Source organism: Streptomyces sp. 17_S59, from assembly GCF_056930295.1.
The window spans coordinates 2,361,210-2,376,671 of the sequence record NZ_JBXOWD010000001.1 but is presented as its reverse complement, the minus strand read 5'-3'; the positions used below and the strand labels follow the sequence as shown (position 1 = coordinate 2,376,671).

The window sequence follows — 15,462 nt, the reverse complement described above, 5'->3', positions numbered from 1 at the left end:
TACGCCCCCGCGCGCAGCGCGAGGGGCCCGGGGTCTGGGGCGCAGCCCCCCACGCGGCGGAGCCGCAAATCGATACAGCCGGGAAGGGACGGGATCGGGGAAAGCCCCCCTCAGACAACCCGCAGCACCCCCGCATCCTCACCCCCCACCCTCACCGAAACGCTCACCCCCGGCCCTCCCCCCTCCCCCGCCACCGCGTAAAGCACTGACGCCGCCACCGCCACCGCCAAACCCCCGTCCCAGCGCCCCCTCAACACCACCCCGTCCCGCGTGACCGCGACACAGTCGGCCTCCCCCGCCTCCCCCGGAAACGCCACCAGCCAACAGCCCCCGTACGCCGCGAACACCCGCTCCGCCGCCGCGCGGTACGACTCGCGCGCCCCCGGTGCCCTGGCCAGGACCACGTCCGCCGCCCCGGCCCACCGGCCGTCCGGCTCGCCCTCCGCCACCACCAGATGGGGATCGGTCAAGTGACCCGTCACCGTCCCCTGAAGCTCCGCGGGATACCGCCGCACCACCATGGCGCCGTCCGCCGCCGCCCCGACGCGGCAGGCGTCGACGAACGCGGGCTGCGGAGCCGGCCCGTACCCCTCGAAGGAAAGAGGCAGCGGCAGGGCGACGGGCCGCGTCACGGCGGGAGCCTCCGGCTCGTCCAGCTCCATACGCTCGTAGTAGAGGCGGCGCAGCAACCCCGCCGCCCGCATGGGCCGCGAGGTGACCAGCCCGCCGATCCCGGCCAGCCGCCCGTCCCCGGCCTGGCGGCCGGCCGCACGGCGCAGCTGGAGCCCGAGCGGCACGTCCGGCGCGACGCGGGGCAGCGCCGACCCCAGCCGGTCCATCGGCGAACCGGCCGCCACCACCTCCGCCCCGAACGCCCCGAGCAGCCCGGGCACGCCGAGCGCGGTGGCGTACAGACTGAGCGAGCCGTGGTCGCCGACGAACGCGTCGGCGGCCACGAGCGCGGCCCGCCAGGCGTCGGTGTCCGGCGCGGGCAGCAGCAGCCCCGCGCGGACGCAGGGGGCGAGCCAGGAGCGGACCTGCCAACCGCCGTGCCCGTACCAGACGTTGGGGTGCACGGCGGCGAGGACGCGGTACTCGTCGCGGGGCAGCTCGGCCAGCGCGCGGCGGACGAGGTCCATGTTCGCGCCGAGGAGGGAGTACGGGCCCCAGGTGGAGGTGAGGACGAGCAGCTTCTGGCCGGGGCGCAGGCCGAGGGCGGCGCGGTACTCGGCGCGGAAGGGGAGGGAGGCGCGGAGCCGGTCCATGCAGGGATCGCCGGCGACGACGGAGATCGGTACGGCTTCGGGGCAGCCGCGGCGGAGGCGCTCGCGCTGCTCGTCGTGGGAGAGGACGATGGCGGAGGGGATCAACTCGCCGTCATGGGTGAGCCATTCGGCATCCAGTCCAAAGGCTTCCGGCTTCCGGCTTCCGGCTCCCGGCTCCCGGCTCCCGGCTCCCGGCTCCCGGCTCCCGGCTCCCGGCTCCCGGCTCCCGGCTCCCGGCTCCCGGCTCCCGGCTCCCGGCTCCCGGCGCAAGTATTTATTGTACCCAGCGCCGTGCGGGGCGCCCACAAGAGGTGCGTTGATCTCCTGCAGCTCGCCGCCCCGGCTGCTGCTCACCGCGAGGTCGAACTTCCCCGCCTTGGCCTCCGCCCAGGATATGCAAGGCAGTTCGCGCGAGGTCACGAACTCCCGTATGCCGGCCTCGAACGCCGACGAGCCCGTGCACGTGAACACGACGTGCACCCGCCGGTCGCCCTCGAAGGGCGCGAGCAGGTCCAACAGCCGTGTGGCGGAAGTGACGTTGTGGATGACGCCCAGAACGGTGCGGGAGGCCGGGTCCGTACGGGGCACGGGCGCGGTGGACCACCGTTCGGCATCGTCCCGCAGCAGGATGTGCGACGGACACGACGACCCTGCGTGCTGCTGCACCGAACTCCCCCTCCTCTGCTCCACCGGCAGACGATACCTGCGGTGCCGGGGCGCCCCGAAGACTGGGCGGCGACTCCGCCACGCAGTACGATCATTACGCTGCGTGCAATATTGCATGTTGGTTGGGCACGAGGGGGAGCGCAGCCAAGGGGGGCGGTCAGACATGGCGGCTGGGGGTTCGGCATCCGAGAGGGCCCAGGAGGCGCGGCGGCACGAGCGCGAGTTGCGCGAGCAGCTGCGGGCCGCGCAGCGGGAGGCCCGGCGGTGGGAAGCGGCGAGCGAGGGCGAGCGCAAGGTGGCCGCGCAGCTGCTGATGTTCACGCGGCGCGGCTGGCGCCTGCTGGTGGACCGGCGCTGGCCGGGCACGCGGGCGGCCAATGTCGACATGCTGCTGGTGGGGCCGGGTGGTGTGTTCGTCATCGACGTCAAGAACTGGCGGTCGGCCCCGGCGGCGGCCGACGGCCACCTCACGGTGGGCAGGCAGCGGCGCGACGGAGAGATAGGGAAGCTGCTGGCGATGACGCGGGTGGCGGAAGGGGCCGTGGCGTCGCTCGGGATGTCGCCCGTGGCCGTCCAGCCGCTGATGGTCTTCGCGGGCCGCTCGGTCGACGAGCGCCTGGGCCGGGTGCGGCTGCTGGGGGAGCGGGAGGTGGGCCCGGCGCTGATGACCGAGCGCACCAGGCTGACGTCGGCCGCGGTCCGGGCGATCGCCGACCACTTGGAGCAGGTGTTCCCGGCGTACGAGGGCTCGTGCGTCGGCACGGCGGGTGAGGGCGGCACCCGGCGTGATCCCGTCTCCGCGACCGAGGAGGAAGCGGCCCTCCCCGACGCAGCCCTCTTCGACGTCGCCGGGCTGCGGGACGCGGCCCTGGAAGCCGCCCGCCGGGCACCGATCGAGCAGTGGATGACCTTCCTGCACCCGGACCAGGTGGCCCTGGTGCGGCGCAACTGGTCGGGCCCGGCACGGGTCAGCGGCCCGGCGGGCACCGGCAAGACCGTCGTGGCCCTGCACCGCGCGGCGCACCTGGCGCAGCGGACGCCGGGCCGGATCCTCTACGTGACCTTCGCCAGCAATCTGCCCCGGGTGCAGAGCACCTTCCTGCGGGCGATGTCCCCGGCGGTCGCGGGCCGGGTCGAGTTCAGGAGCCTGCACTCCTGGGCCCAGCGGTTCCTCGACGAACGGGGCGTCGCCCACCGCCTGCACGGCACCCGCGCGGAGGACGCCTTCAGCCGCGCCTGGGTGCGCCGCGGCCGGCAGAGCATCCTCACCGCGCTCGACCCGTCACCGCGCTACTGGCGCGAGGAGATCGACTGCGTCATCAAGGGCCGGGGCATCACCCGCTTCGAGGAATACGCGACGCTGCGCCGCCACCGCCGCCGCACCAACCTGCGGCGCCCGCAGCGGGAGGCGGTCTGGGCGCTGTACGAGGAGTACGAGCGGGTCCGCACCGAACGCGGGGTGCACGACTTCAACGACATCCTCAGCCTCGCCCTGACCGAGGCCCGCGCCCGCCCGGGCAGCAATCCGTACGCGGCGGTCATAGCGGACGAGGTCCAGGACCTCACCCTCGTGGGTGTGCGCCTGCTGCACGCCCTGGTCGGCGACGCCCCCAACGGCCTGCTGCTGGTCGGCGACGGCCAGCAGGCCGTCTACCCGGGCGGCTTCCGCCTCTCCGACGCCGGGATCGACGTGCGCGGCGACCGCGGCCAGGTGCTCCGGACCAACTACCGCAACGCCAGGCAGATCCTCGACGCGGCGCTGGCGGTGGTGGCGGAGGACGCCTTCGACGACATCGACGGCACGCGCACGGCGGGCCTGCGCGAGGTGGACCTCACCTACCACGACGGCCAGGTCACCCGCTCGGTCTCCCGCACCCCGGCCGAACACGACGCCGCCCTCCTCGCGGCGGTCCGCGCCCGCGGCCCGGCCGGCTGGCCGGACTCGGCGGTCCTGTGCCGCTCCAAGCGCGAGATCGGCCACTACCGCAGACTCCTGACCCGGGCCGGCATACCGCTGTGCTCGCTGGAGCGCTACGACGGCCGGCCGGTCGAGGCGGTCAAAGTGGGCAGCTACCGCCGCGCGAAGGGCCTGGAGTTCAAGCACGTCTACCTCCCCGACCACACCCCGCCGACCCGCCCGTCCGCCGCCGCCGAGGACATCGAGCACGAACGCGCGGAACTGGCCCGCACCCAGCTGTTCGTGGCGATGACGCGGGCGCGGGATTCGTTGTGGCTGGGGGTGGTGGGGGAGTAGGAGACGGTTTCCGGCCATATCGGTGGACAGTGAACACAGTTGATTTTCGGTCAGTGTGTGGCTGGATTTACCCCCGGTGAGACGGGGGCTCTAGGGGTTGGTGTGGCAAGAAGGGGACAGGGTGGCGTCAACCCTTGGCTCGGCGTAGTTGCGCGGATGCTCTCTGCGATCTGACGACCGGAATGTTCAAGTTGTCGCTTTTGGTTCCGGGCAGCTTCCTGACGTCACCCCGGGGTCCGTCGGCGACTTGCCGGATCCTCTTATCGGGGGTGATGCCGGAGGTGTGGTCGGGCAAGCGCTTTTAACGTCCCTTTGCCATTCAACTGACGTTGACGATCACCTCTGCTCAAACTAACCTCAGTTGGGCGTTGATCGGTGGCCCATTTAGAGGTCTTGCCGAGTTCATCGGATGGCGGGGGGCGCCGGGAGGCTGATCGGAGGGGGTCAGAAGAATCCTCCGGGCGTGCGTCATCCGCTCCGAGTGTATGGATCAATCATCTTGTGGTTGCGGCGTGGCTGGGGTGCGCCCGCTCAACCGCAACGGGGGTGTGAGTGGTTGATATGTCCATGGTGCCTGAATATACGGAACGTCGGGTTCTGGAGCGCGGGAGGATACGCCGGCCCGAGGCGGACACCATTGCCGATGCGGCAGAAGAAAATGTGGAACGCGCGCTTCTGCGTGCTCGCGAGCTGATCGAGTCCACGGTTTCCCTGCACCGCCGGACGTCGGGGCGCGACTCGTTGGTCATGATGGCCGAGGACGAGGTCGCCATCGGCAATGCCGTCGACATGCTGCTCGACCGCGCGCGGCACAGCGTGAGCCTCGCCCTGCCGAGCGGCGCCGAGAGTGCGAGGGCCGGCGCTCTGGCGCTCGACAGGCTGGGATCCGCCGGGCGGGACGGCATCGCCGTCCGCCTGCTGTGCACCGCGCAGGTGCTCGGCACGCCGACCGTCCATGCCGCCGAAGGGCGCATACCGAACCTCGAAATCCGCCTGACAGAAGGCGAGATGCAGGAAGTCCTGATCGCCGACGGCAGGGTTGTCCTGGTCCGTTCGAAGCAGGGGTCGACCGACGACTGCGTGCTGATCATCGAGGATCCCGCTGCCGCCCGCGCCCTCGACCTGCTGTTCGCGGGCGTCTGGGCCGGCGCGGTGCGCCCTGCGGAGCATGCCCGCCTCAACGGCCGGCTGCGCTCGGACATGGTGCGGCGCATACTGGAGCGCCTGCGCGACGGCTGTACCGACGATGTGGCGGCCCGGGAAATCCAGGTGTCGCTGCGCACGTACCGTCGCCATGTCGCGGAAATTATGCGGGAACTGGGAGCGAAATCCCGGTTCCAAGCCGGAGTGCGGGCCGTGGAGCTGGGCCTGCTCTCGGCCGGCGACTGATCAGCAGCCGTAGGTCGCCCTGATGCGACCGGCGTGCGCGTAACTTTCCTAATTCTTGCTATGACGTCACGGGGTGAGTTTTTTGCTGCAGTCGACATATGTTGGTGTAGGTCCCGACGGTGTCGACCCTGACAGAGGGGGAAGATCGTTCGACTATGCCATCGATGAGTTTGAGCAGGAGCTTCTCGAGGTCAGCGCACTCATCGAGTCCACGGTTGTCAAACACCGTGATCGTCTGCATGGAAACTCGCTCGTCTCATTGGTGCGGGCCGACATGGAAGCGGCCCATCTTTCCTGCCAGTTGATCTCCTCGGCGACGGAGACCCTCGATGTGGTGCTCGCCTCGGAAGCGTCTTACGCCCGTCCGGTGATCTCTGCTACGGCCGAGCTGCTGGAGGCCCGCCAAGGCGGGCTCAAGGTGCGCGTCCTGTGCACACCGTCCATGGTCGACTGGCGGTTCGTCCGGACGTACGCGATGGAGCGCCAGTGGATGGAAGTGCGCATCGCCAGGATTCCCCAGCTCGCCGGAGTCGTGGTGGACAGCCGTGAGGCATTGGTGTGTGCCGATTCCGCGGTCGGCCGCCGCGCCTCGGCCATACGGGCCTCCGGTGTCGTCAGGCCCCTGCTCACGCTCTTCGACGGCGTGTGGCGGAACTCCGTGGCGGTGACGGACCGGATCGACTTCGGGGACCATGCCCGTACGGAGACCGCCCGCCGCATCCTCGACCAGCTCCGCGCCGGGGCGACCGACGAGGTGTCTGCGCGAGAGCTTTCGATGTCCGTACGCACCTACCGCCGCTATGTCGCGGAAATCATGTCACTCGTCGGCGCAACGTCGCGTTTCCAGGCCGGAGTTCGGGCCGCCGAACTGGGCCTGTTCCCGGCGGCGCCGCGGCGGACCAAGGGCTAGGGGCCGTAGTCCGCGGGGCAGCGAAGCCCAGGTTCCGGCATGTGGCCTCCCGGTCGCTCCGTCCACCGGGTGGGTTCCCCGCGGAATGCCGGCCGGCCGAGTGAGGTTATGAATATGGAGTTCCGGATCCTGGGGCCGATGGAGGTGCTGGTCGAAGGAGCGCCGGTACCGTTGATCGGCGCCAAGACGAGGACCGTTCTCGGGGCCCTTCTGCTGTCCCGAGGACGGGTCCTCCCCGACACGCGGCTCAGTGAGTTCCTCTGGGGGTGGGACCCTCCGGTGACGATGGCCGCGCAGATCTACACCCACATCTCACGCCTGCGCAAGGGCCTCGGTCCCGGGCTGCGCATCGTGCGTCGCAGCCGCGGATACCACATGGAGCGCTCCGGAACGGTCGACTGGGACACCTTCCGGACACTGGCGGAACAGGGGCGCTGCAATCTGGCCAACGGCCTGTACGCCTCGGCTTCCAGGACCTTGGACTCGGCTCTGGCGCTGTGGCGGGGCACTCCCCTCTCGGACGTGACCACGTTCCTCGCCGATGCCGAACTCCCGCATCTGGAGGAGAGCCGGCTCAGCGCGCTGGAGAGCCGTATCGAAGCCGATCTCGCGCTGGGGCGGCACGTGCAGTCGATCCCCGAACTGACCAGGCTTGTGGCCGAGTACCCCGCCCGGGAGACACTCCGCGGCCAGCTCATGACGGCTCTCTACCGATGTGACCGCCAGGCCGATGCGCTGCGCGTGTACGAGCAGGGCCGCCATGTGCTGAAGGAAGAGCTGGGCGTCGACCCCGGCGCCGCCTTGCGCAGGATCCATCGGGCCGTGCTGACGGACAGGCTTCCGGGCCCGACCGCGCCCGAGGCCGTGAGAATGATCGTCCCGCCGGGTGCTTCTGCCGCCCCGGACGGACCCCCGCGGGGCGGCGGCGGAACCGTCAGCCCGTGGGCGCGCCTGGTACCGGCCATGCTTCCCATGGACACCCCGGACTTCACGGGCCGTGACCATCAGCTGGCCGAGACGCTGGGGGTGCTGTGCGGGCGTCGGCAGGCTCCACGGGGCGTGGTGCTCACCGGCAGTGCCGGCATGGGGAAGTCGGCGCTCGCCGTGCACGCGGCCTACGTGTGCCGTGAGCATTTTCCGGACGGTCAGTTGTACATCGACCTCAGAGCCGAGGACGGCAAGCCCAAGGATCCCCGGCACGTCCTCGCCTGTTTCCTGAGAGCCCTCCTCCCGGACCGCTACGAGCTGCCGCCGACGCTCGACGAACGCGTACAGCTCTACCGCAGCCGCCTTGCGGGGCGCAGCGTGCTCATCGTGCTCGACAACGGCGTGGACGAGCGGCAGCTGCGCCCGCTGCTGCCCGGCGGCGACACCTGCCGTGCCGTCATCACCAGTCGCCGCCCCCTCACCAGCCTTGAGGGGATGCGTGTCGTGCGGATCGGCGCGCTCGACCGGGCGGAGTCGCTGCGCCTGTTGTCGACCATGGCCGGTCCCGCGCTGGTCGATGCCGAGCCCGAGGCGGCCGCACGCGTCGTGGACCTGTGCGACGGCCTGCCACTGGCCCTCCGCATCGGTGCGGCATGGCTGATGGCACATCCGCGTCGGCGGATGCGCCACTTGGCGGACCGGCTGGCTCCCGAGCACAGGCGGCTGGACGAGCTGCGGGTGGGAAGCCTGGACGTACGGGCCGCACTGGGCGCCGCGCTGGCGGAGCTGGATCCCTCCGCACGCATGGCATTGCGGGTCCTGTCCTTCAAGAACTCCGCGACCCTCTCCGGGGCGGAGGCGGCGGAGAAGCTGCGCTGGCCGGAGGAACGGGCCGAGGGAGTCCTGGAGGCGCTCGAAGAGGCGATGCTGGTCGAGGTCGCCTACGGCGCCGACGGCACTCGTCCCCAGTACCGGCTTCCCTCGCTGGTACGGCTGTTCGCGAGCGAGCGGCCGCTCGTGCCGGCCGGCTGCGGAGGATGCGGCTGCGGAGGATGTGTTTTCGGGCTCGGCGCCTGAGCCCTCGCGGACACCCCCTAGGGGCGGCGGTCCTCGGCATCGGCCGGTGATCCGTTGAATCCGCCTGCCTTGAGGCTGCCGTCCTCGGGCACGTCGAAGGTCAGGCCGTGCACCGCATCGATGAACGCGGCCAGCAGATTTGCCCAGCGCAGGCCCGAGTCACCGGTCAGCGTGGCGCCCACCGCGCTCGCTGCCGGCGCTCCCCAGCCCGGCTCCAGCGCCAGCTCGTGGACAACGTCGGCGATCACCCTCGGGTCGGTGAGGTCACGGCCGTCCGACTGTGCCATCCGGCTGAGACCGCCCCCCTCCAGCCAGGCGATGTAGTCCTGCTCCAGCTCCGCGAGCACGTCCGCCCCAGCGTCATCGTTCATTTCCCCATCCTTTGGAAGGCGGATACCCATAGTGGGCCCGGGGGTTCAGCATGTGCCGAAGGGCTATGCATTCCCTATCGGTTCACTGGAAACGTGACCGGAATGCACGTCAAATCGTCCCCAGAACGTCGTGTTTCGACCGTAGGACGACGATCGGCCTCCGCGACCGCTGCGGGTCGCGAAGGCCGATGCCGGATACGGGGAAGCTACGTCACACCGAGGCGGACCCCGCGGTCACCTCGGGCTCGTGCGCCGTGGCCGGCGCGCCGGAGGACGGCCCCTCGGCGCTCTGGCGGCTGGGCCACCACGCCTTGCGCCCGAGCAGGGTGGTCACCGTCGGCACCAGCAGGATGGCCATGACGAAGGCGGTCAGCAGGATGCCGAACGCCACCGCGAAGCCCATCTGCTGGAGCATCGAGTTGTCCGCGAGCATCAGCACGCCGAAGGTGCCGGCGAGGATGATGGCTGCGGCGCTGATGGTCGGTGCCGACCGGGAGACGGCGAGGCGTGCGGCCTCCCGCGGAGGCGTGCCGCGCTCGACCTCCTCGCGCAGCCGGGCGACCATGAGGATGTTGTAGTCGGTGCCGATCGCCACCACGAAGAGGTACACGATGATCGGCAGCATGAACAGCATGCCGCTCTCGCCCTTGACATCCTGGAACAGCCACACCGTGGCGCCCAGCGTGGCGGCGAAGCCCAGGCCGACCGCCAGCAGCAGGTACAGCGGGGCGACGACGCTGCGCAGGAGCAGGCCGAGGATGATCAGGATGGCCAGGCCGGCGACCGGGAAGACGACCTTGTAGTCGTGGGTGACGGCGGTCTCGATGTCCGCGAGGACGGCCGTCGTGCCTCCCACGAGCGCCTTCGTGCCGCTGGGCGCGGCCTCGTGGGCCGAGTCCCGGAGCGTGCCGGAGACGAGTGAGAGTGCCTTCTCCTCCGCGGGGCGGTACTTCAGCACGACGCTGTACTGGGCGGCGTTCCCGTCGGGGTTGAGCACCGCATCGGCGACCTGCCCGACGCCCTCCGTCTTGGCCAGGCTGTCGTGGAAGGACACCAGCGCGCCCTTGTCGAGCTTGGCCCCGTCGACGGACTTCAGGTACACGATGGTCGGGTCGGTCTCGCCTGCGGCGAAGCCCTTCTGCAGGGTCTCCGAGGCCTGGACCGATTCCAGGTCCTTCGGCATCGAACTCTGCATGTCGAACTCGGCCTTGAAGCCGAAGATCCCGATCGCGAGCACCGCCAGGATCGCGGTCGACGCGCCGGCCACGATGCCCGTCCGGCCGGCGACCAGCCTTCCCACGCCGTTGGCGACGGCGTTCTTCGGCTGGCGCTTCCACGCCTTCGAGGGCCAGAACGCCTTGGTGCCCAGCAGCGAGAAGACGGCCGGTACCAGGGTGAGCGCGGAGACGAGGGTCACGGCCACGGAGATGGCCAGCGACGGACCCATGGCACGCATGCTCCCCATGGTGGACAGCAACAGCGCCAGGAAGGCGGCGATGACGGCCCCGGCGGCCGAGGCGATCGTCTCGCCCACCCGGCCGACGGCCTCGATCAGGGCCTGCTTGGGCTGCTGGCCGGTCCTGAGCTGTTCCCGGTAGCGGAACAGGAGGAACAGGATGTAGTCGGTGCCGACGCCGAAGAGCACGACGATCAGGATCGCCATGGTGCCGGGGTCGGCCTGGAGGCCGCCGAGGTCGCTGGCGATGGAGATCAGCGAGTTGGCCACCATGAAGACCAGCAGGATGATCAGCACCGGCAGGAACGCGATGAGGGGGCTCCGGAAGATGACGCCCAGCAGCACGATGATCAGAAGCAGGGTGGCCATCATGATCATGCTGTCGGTGTCGCCCGACGACTCACGGGAGTCCAGGGCGGTCGCCGCAGAACCCGTGATGCCCATCTTCACCGAGGTGCCGGAGAGCAGGGACTTGCCCTCCTGGCGCATGTCCTTGACCGCGTCGATGACCGCGTCGTCGTAGACGTTCTTGTCGTCGGCCAGGACGTTCGCCATGGCTATGCGGCCGTCGGGAGAGACCGCGGAGGGGTCCGCCGTGATCTCCTTGACCTTGTCGTACTTCTTGTCCTTCAGACCCTTCGCGACCTTGGCCACCGCGGCCTTGTCGTCGTCCGTCAGCTTCCCGTCGTCGGTTCGCTGGAAGACGATGATGGCTGCCGGCTGTTCACGCTGCGGGAAGGAGCTTTCCTGCAACTTCCCCGCTTGCACGGATTCGTAGTGCGACGGCAGGAAGTCGGCTTGGTCGTCGGTCGGCTTGAGCGAGGGAGCGATTGCCACCAAGGCCACCGCCGCGACGATCCAAGCCACGATCGTCAGCCACGGGCGGTTCACCGAGAACCGCCCGATTCGTCCGAACATGAGGCTCCTTACAACGTGACTTTCGTGCACCGCCCGGATGGTGGCGGCCAGACGATCTTGTCCGGCGCATGACATAACCCGCAGTGCCGTGTATGGTTTTCAGCCATATGCAGAGAATGGGCCGATTCCTATGAAAATTGGCTGTCTCCACCAAAATCGGCACTCCATCCTTGCATCCAGCAAGCAACTTGGCTGCCTGGGTCCCGGGAAGTTGTCCGCTTGCTGCCATTCGATGCAATGAACCGCGAGTTGCCCGCCCTGCCGTCCTTCCCCTTGGCCGCTTGCGGACATCCTTCAGTCGTCCCACTCCCACGGCAGGGAGCCGCGGATACGTTCGTCAGAACGTGAAGATGGCCGGAGCGCGGCCCTCGGGAACCGCAGGAGGGGCGCAATGTCCGTCGCCGCCGCGAAGGCACAGGGACTCGCGATGATTTCCCGGCTCGCCGCCGACGAGCCGGAGCTGGTGGAATTCCTGGGTTCCCGCCTCGACGAGGTGGAAAGGCGCCTGCGCAAGTGCGTGAGCGAGGCGCAGGACCCGTTCGTCGCAGAGGCCGTCGGGCACCTCATAGCCGCCGGCGGCAAGCGAATGCGCCCGCTGCTGGCACTGGTTGCCGCACAATACGGCGAACTGCCGGACCAGGACGGTGTCGAGGCCGCCGTCGTCACGGAACTCATCCATGTCGCCTCGCTCTACCACGACGACGTGATGGACAGCGCGCTCCTGCGGCACGGAGTGCCCAGCGCCAACGTCAAGTGGGGCAATACGACCGCTGTGCGCTGCGGCAACTGGCTGCTGAGCCGGGCCGCACACCTCGTGGCGGACCTCGGGCCCGAGGCGGTGCGGCTGCAGGCGCACGCGTCGGACCGGCTCGTCGAGGGACAGATGCGCGAACTCGTGGGCCCTGCGCCGGGAGAGGACCGGCTCGCGCACTACTTCCGGGTGATTTCCGACAAGTCGGCCTCGCTGCTGTCCCTCGCCCTGCGCATCGGAGGCATACAGGGCGGCGCGAGCGCGGAGACCATGGAGATCCTGGCCGCCTACGGGGAACACCTCGGCGTCGCCTTCCAGATTTCCGACGACCTCCTGGACATCACCTCCCCGGCGGAGAACCTCGGCAAGGAGCAAGGCAAGGACCTTGCCGTGGGCGTCGCGAGCCTGCCGATTCTCATCGCCCTGGCCGACGACAGCCCGAACGGCCGGGAGTTGCACGAACTGCTGTCTGCCGGACCGCTGGCCGACGAGGCGGAGCGCCGGCGCGTTCTGGCGATGCTGCGTTGTTCCCCGGCCATGACCGAGGCCCGGTCGATCATGGACAACCGGCTGACGCAGGCGCTGTCCCTGGTGCGAGAGCTTCCCCCGCGTAGGGTCGCCCGGGTGCTCGAGCGCTTCGGCGACTTCGTCGCTTCGCGCACGGAATGACGGCGCCGGTCGGCAACGGCCCGGAATAGCGGCATGGCAGCTTCCTGAAAGACCGATTGCTGCCCACTCGCCGGGCCACTTGTATGGGCGTCAGTCACGGCGTTTCCCCTCTCCGGAAATGCCGCTGCCCGGCGGCCGACTTCCTCTTCGCGCGCCGTCGGTACACGGGGGCCGGGGCCCTCCCGGTGCCCGGGTGCCGGTCCACCGTGCCGTCCGGTGAGCGCTGCGCAGAAGGTGGAGCAATGAATCCTTTGCCGATCGGCCTGGTATTTCCCGGGCAGGGAACCCAGCGCCAGGGAATGGGTGAGCCCTGGCGGGAGACGCCGTCCTGGGACGCCATCACGACCGAGGTCTCCCGGGCGACCGGAGAGGATCTCCCCGACCTGCTGCTGCACGCCTCGGCCGAAGCCCTGCGCCGCACCGATCTGGCGCAGCTCACCGTCTTCACGGTCGCGGTCCTGGCACACGCGGAAGCCGTGCGCAGCGGGGCCCTGAACGGTGATGTCGTGGCCTACGCGGGGCACAGCCTCGGCGAGTACGCCGCGCTCACCGCCGCCGGAGCCCTGTCCCTGCCGGACGCCGCCGCGCTGGTCGCCGCCCGCGGGCGGGCCATGCGCGACGTGGCCCTGGAGCGCGAGGGGACCATGGGCGTCCTCGTGGCCGCCCCGCTGGCAGACGTCGAGAACCTGGTCCGGACGATCCGGGAATCCGGTTCGGACGTGTGGGTCGCCAACATCAACGCACCGGGGCAGACGGTGGTCTCCGGCTCCCCCGAGGCCATCGAGCGGATCGGTGAAGAGGCGCGTTCCATCGGCGCCAGAATGATCCGTCTCCAGGTGAGCGGCGCCTTCCACAGCCCGTACATGGAGCCTGCCGCCGAGGCGCTTCGCGTCGCTTTCAAGAACACGGCCTTCGCGCCTTCGCACGCGCCGGTGGTGGCCAATGTGGACGCCGAGCCGTACACCGGCGACTGCGACTGGGCCGAGTCCGGAATCCGCCAGCTGACCTCCCCGGTGCTGTGGGAGCAGAGCGTACGCACGCTCACCGGACGACTCGGCTGCCGCCGCCTCGTCGAACTCGGCCCCGGACGCACCCTCGCCGGACTCGTCCGCCGGATCGTCCCGGACACCGAGATGGTTTCCGTGGACAGCCCCAAAGCCCTGGCCTGAGCACCACCCGATCGAGGAGACCGACGCACGATGGCAGTAGGCACCGAAAGCATCTGGCTGCGCCGATACACCACGCCCGTCCCGCCCCGGCTACGCCTGCTCTGCCTCCCGCATGCCGGCGGCTCCGCCGGCTTCTTCCACTCCTGGGGGCAGGCCTTCGGCGGAGATGTGGAAGTGATGGCCGCGCGCTATCCGGGAAGGCAGGAGCGGATCGCCGACCCGTTCATCACGGAGCTGGAGCCGCTGGCCGACGCGCTGGCCGATGAATTGCCGCCCTTCCTGGACACGCCGTTGGCGATCTTCGGACACAGCATGGGCGCCTCGCTCGCCTACGAGATCACCCTCAGGCTGTGGGAGCGGCACGGAGTCGCCCCGGCTGCCCTCCTGGTGTCCGGCCGCAAGCCCCCGCACCTGCTCACGCCGCGCCCGGTGCTCGCGGGAGACGACGACGTCGTCGCCGAGGTCCGGCGGCTGGGCGGGACCGATGCTGCCGTTCTCGACGATCCGGACCTCCGGGAACTGGTCCTGCCGGCGATTCGCAACGACTTCGCGATCGTCTCCCGGTACCCGGCCCGGCCCGGCGTCCCGCTGCCGTGTCCGGTCACCGCCTACGTCGGCGACCGGGACGCCGACGTGGCCGTCGAGTCCGTACGGGGCTGGGGCGACCTCGCGCCCGGGGGCTTCGACCTGAAGGTGCTGCCCGGCGACCACTTCTACCTGATCGACCGGAAGGCCGAGCTGCTGCACGACATCCGCACACGACTGGCGGGGCTGCGGTGAGCGTCTCCAGCCCGCCGGCACCTTCCAGCGGCGTCCGCGTGCTGGACAAGGCGTCGCTGCTGCTGAGCGCGGTCGAGCGGGGACCCGCCTCCCTGGCGGAGATGGTCAGCCGCACCGGCCTCGCCCGGCCCACGGTGCACCGCATCGCCATGGCGATGGAGCGGTTGGGGCTGCTGACCCGGGATCCCAACGGACGTTTCGTCCTGGGCGCGAGACTGGGCACCCTCGTGGTGGAGGCGCACCGCGACCGGTTGATGTGGACCGCGGGACCCGCTCTCGACGAGCTGTCCGGACTCACGGGCCTGGACGCCCGGCTCTACCGGCGGCGAAGGGGAATGCAGATCTGTGTGGCCGGTGCGGAGGGCCCGGCCGTCGGAGGCGGAGCCGTCCCCCTCGGCTCGGCGCAGCCGGCCACGGCGGGCCCGGTTGCTCAGGTGCTGCTCGCCTGGGAGGGGCCCGAGGAGATCTACGAAGGGCTGCACCGGGCCCGCTTCACCGCCCGGCACCTCTCCGAAGTCCGGCGCAGGGGCTGGGCCTACGGGCCGGATGTCATGGCGCCGGACACGTGCACGGTCGCCGCCCCCGTACGGGCCCGGGACCACCGCGTGGTGGCGGCCCTCGCGGTGTCGGGGCCGGCCTCGCAGATGCCGGTCGGTATCGGCCGGAGGCTGAGCGCCGCCGTCATCGACTCCGCGACGCAGATCGGGGACGCGCTGCTGCATTCCTATGCAGAAGCCCCGTTCCACCGGGGCGTATAGCCGTAATTGGGCATTGGCAGCTTCATGTAAGTCCCCTTGCTGGCGTGTCCGGGGGTGCCATAGAAAGTACCCCGGCAAGAGTTTGTGAATTCTGGCCCAATC

Annotated in this window: 11 protein-coding genes; 8 read left to right on the top strand and 3 right to left on the bottom strand. The window is 70.2% G+C overall.

Going from position 1 to position 15,462, the window contains the following annotated elements; genetic code table 11:
- Window positions 1-110: 110 nt before the first annotated feature.
- Window positions 111-1,931, bottom strand: a complete 1,821-nt coding sequence (locus tag AC1Z4A_RS10345) for a hypothetical protein (protein ID WP_483677598.1) — start codon at window positions 1,929-1,931, stop codon at window positions 111-113.
- A gap of 163 nt (window positions 1,932-2,094) precedes the next feature.
- Here AC1Z4A_RS10345 and AC1Z4A_RS10340 point away from each other — a divergent pair, with 163 nt between their 5' ends.
- The 4 genes from AC1Z4A_RS10340 (at window position 2,095) to AC1Z4A_RS10325 (ending at window position 8,488) form a co-directional block, all read left to right on the top strand.
- On the top strand, window positions 2,095-4,185 hold the full coding sequence (locus tag AC1Z4A_RS10340; protein WP_483677596.1) for a nuclease-related domain-containing DEAD/DEAH box helicase: 2,091 nt from the start codon (window positions 2,095-2,097) through the stop codon (window positions 4,183-4,185).
- Window positions 4,186-4,752: 567 nt separating this feature from the next.
- Entirely contained in the window at window positions 4,753-5,574 is an 822-nt protein-coding gene (locus tag AC1Z4A_RS10335) for a hypothetical protein (RefSeq protein WP_483677595.1), read from the top strand.
- Between the two features lie 274 nt (window positions 5,575-5,848).
- The gene (locus tag AC1Z4A_RS10330) at window positions 5,849-6,484 is read left to right on the top strand and encodes a LuxR family transcriptional regulator (protein WP_483677594.1); all 636 of its coding nucleotides are present in this window, start codon (window positions 5,849-5,851) and stop codon (window positions 6,482-6,484) included.
- Window positions 6,485-6,598: 114 nt separating this feature from the next.
- Window positions 6,599-8,488, top strand: a complete 1,890-nt coding sequence (locus tag AC1Z4A_RS10325) for an AfsR/SARP family transcriptional regulator (RefSeq protein ID WP_483677593.1) — start codon at window positions 6,599-6,601, stop codon at window positions 8,486-8,488.
- 17 nt (window positions 8,489-8,505) lie between these two features.
- Here the strand turns inward: AC1Z4A_RS10325 and AC1Z4A_RS10320 are convergent, their stop codons facing one another.
- Together AC1Z4A_RS10320 and AC1Z4A_RS10315 are read right to left on the bottom strand one after the other, a co-directional pair.
- Window positions 8,506-8,859, bottom strand: a complete 354-nt coding sequence (locus AC1Z4A_RS10320) for a hypothetical protein (protein ID WP_483677592.1) — start codon at window positions 8,857-8,859, stop codon at window positions 8,506-8,508.
- Window positions 8,860-9,070: 211 nt separating this feature from the next.
- Window positions 9,071-11,233 (bottom strand): MMPL family transporter, encoded by a 2,163-nt coding sequence (locus tag AC1Z4A_RS10315; protein ID WP_483677591.1) that lies wholly within the window; start codon window positions 11,231-11,233, stop codon window positions 9,071-9,073.
- A gap of 391 nt (window positions 11,234-11,624) precedes the next feature.
- On the opposite strand from AC1Z4A_RS10315, the gene AC1Z4A_RS10310 reads away from it, so the two are divergent.
- The 4 genes from AC1Z4A_RS10310 to AC1Z4A_RS10295 all read left to right on the top strand — a co-directional run bounded on the left by AC1Z4A_RS10310 (window position 11,625) and on the right by AC1Z4A_RS10295 (window position 15,360).
- Window positions 11,625-12,653 (top strand): polyprenyl synthetase family protein, encoded by a 1,029-nt coding sequence (locus AC1Z4A_RS10310; protein WP_483677590.1) that lies wholly within the window; start codon window positions 11,625-11,627, stop codon window positions 12,651-12,653.
- A gap of 242 nt (window positions 12,654-12,895) precedes the next feature.
- The gene (locus AC1Z4A_RS10305) at window positions 12,896-13,822 is read left to right on the top strand and encodes an ACP S-malonyltransferase (protein WP_483677589.1); all 927 of its coding nucleotides are present in this window, start codon (window positions 12,896-12,898) and stop codon (window positions 13,820-13,822) included.
- A 30-nt stretch (window positions 13,823-13,852) separates the two neighbouring features.
- Window positions 13,853-14,602: a thioesterase II family protein gene (locus AC1Z4A_RS10300; RefSeq protein WP_483677588.1), complete on the top strand. Its 750-nt coding sequence runs from the start codon at window positions 13,853-13,855 to the stop codon at window positions 14,600-14,602.
- On the top strand, window positions 14,599-15,360 hold the full coding sequence (locus AC1Z4A_RS10295; protein ID WP_483677587.1) for an IclR family transcriptional regulator: 762 nt from the start codon (window positions 14,599-14,601) through the stop codon (window positions 15,358-15,360). Before AC1Z4A_RS10300 ends, AC1Z4A_RS10295 begins: the two co-directional genes overlap by 4 nt.
- Window positions 15,361-15,462 lie beyond the last annotated feature (102 nt).